This window comes from Glycocaulis sp., assembly GCF_052168375.1.
GTDB lineage: Bacteria > Pseudomonadota > Alphaproteobacteria > Caulobacterales > Maricaulaceae > Glycocaulis.
The window spans coordinates 1-1,925 of record NZ_JBQLZR010000005.1; the positions used below are offsets into that span (position 1 = coordinate 1).

The 1,925-nt window shown below is 61.4% G+C and carries 2 protein-coding genes; both read left to right on the forward strand.

All coding sequences use genetic code 11. The features are described 5' to 3' along the window. On the forward strand, positions 1–1,176 hold a 1,176-nt coding region (gene tuf / locus ACTS2Z_RS00110; RefSeq protein ID WP_442571202.1), incomplete at its 5' end, for an elongation factor Tu. A 321-nt stretch (positions 1,177–1,497) separates the two neighbouring features. Beyond that, positions 1,498–1,925: TonB-dependent receptor plug domain-containing protein (locus ACTS2Z_RS00115; RefSeq protein ID WP_442571203.1), on the forward strand; the 428-nt coding region annotated here is incomplete at its 3' end.

The window sequence follows — 1,925 nt, forward strand, 5'->3', positions numbered from 1 at the left end:
ATGGCCAAGGCAAAGTTTGAGCGTAACAAGCCGCATGCGAACGTTGGCACGATTGGTCACGTTGACCATGGCAAGACGACGTTGACGGCAGCGATTACGAAGTATTTCGGCGAGTTCCGTGCGTATGACCAGATTGATGGTGCGCCGGAAGAGAAGGCTCGCGGTATCACGATCTCGACGGCTCACGTCGAGTACGAGACCGAGAACCGTCACTATGCGCACGTCGACTGCCCGGGCCACGCTGACTATGTGAAGAACATGATCACGGGCGCGGCTCAGATGGACGGCGCGATCCTGGTTGTGAACGCGGCTGACGGCCCGATGCCGCAGACGCGCGAGCACATTCTTCTGGCCCGTCAGGTCGGTGTTCCGGCTCTGGTGGTGTTCATGAACAAGGTTGACCAGGTTGACGATCCTGAGCTTCTCGAGCTGGTCGAGATGGAAATCCGCGAGCTTCTGAGCTCGTACGACTTCCCGGGCGACGACATTCCGATCATTGCCGGCTCTGCGCTGGCGGCGATGGAAGGCCGTGATCCCGAGATCGGCGAGAACAAGATCCGCGAACTCATGGCCGCTGTGGACGAGTACATCCCGACGCCGGAGCGTCCGGTTGACATGCCGTTCCTGATGCCGATCGAGGACGTGTTCTCGATCTCGGGCCGCGGCACGGTTGTGACCGGCCGTATCGAGCGCGGCATCCTGAAAGTGGGCGACGAGATCGAGATCGTGGGTATCCGCGACACCTCGAAGACGACGTGCACGGGCGTTGAAATGTTCCGCAAGCTGCTTGACCAGGGTCAGGCGGGCGACAATGTCGGCGCGCTTCTGCGCGGTGTGGAACGTGAAGGCGTCGAGCGTGGCCAGGTTCTGGCCAAGCCGGGCTCTGTGAAGCCGCACAAGAAGTTCGAGGCGGAAGCCTACATCCTGACGAAGGAAGAGGGTGGCCGTCACACGCCGTTCTTCACCAACTACCGCCCGCAATTCTACTTCCGCACGACGGACGTGACGGGCATCGTGACCCTGAAAGAGGGTACCGAGATGGTGATGCCGGGTGACAATGTCGAAGTGACGGTGGACCTGATCCAGCCGATCGCGATGGAAGAAAAGCTGCGCTTCGCCATCCGCGAAGGCGGCCGCACCGTCGGCGCCGGCGTCGTCAGCAAAATCATCGATTAGTCGTAAACGGGCGGCTCCTTTGTCGGGGCAGCCTCGCTGACGGCCTTTCGAGACGAAAGTGAAGAGCCCGGAGCCATGCTCCGGGCTCTTTGCGTTCCGGTGGTGCCAATGGGCAGCGCTCTGTCAGGGAGTTTGATGACCTTTTTGCAACAGGTAGGGCGCTAACATGTGTCAGGGCCGTGTGTGGGCCTTGGATGATTGTGAAGATTCCGCGATGGTGCGCCCAAGCGAGGCTCCCAGAGAGTCTGCGTTCGCGCACCTGCGCGCTCGCTGGCTCAGCCCTCGTTCAGCTCGACTGCCTTACATCAAAGGGGAACTAACGTGAAAAAGTGGAACAAAGAAACTCTCCTGCGGACTTCGGTCCTGGCGGGTTTCGTAGCGGTCGCGGCCGCTGCGGCACCGGCTATTGCGCAGGAAGATGAGGCTGGCGCTGCTCAGCGCGAGACCATCCGCGTAACCGGTACGCGCATCCAGTCGCCGGGCGTCGTTTCCAACAGCCCGATCAATTCGGTCGGCGCCGAGGAATTCGACTTCCGCCAGCCGGTTGCTGTGGAAGAACTCATCCGCACCCTGCCGCAAGCCATTCCGGCCATCGGCCCCGGCACGAACAACGGTTCGGGCGGTGGCGCGACGGTCAACCTGCGTGGCCTGGGTTCCAACCGTAACCTCGTCCTGATGAATGGCCGCCGTATCGTGCCGTTCAACCTGGGTGGTTCTGTCGACACCAACGTGATTCCGATCGCGCTGAT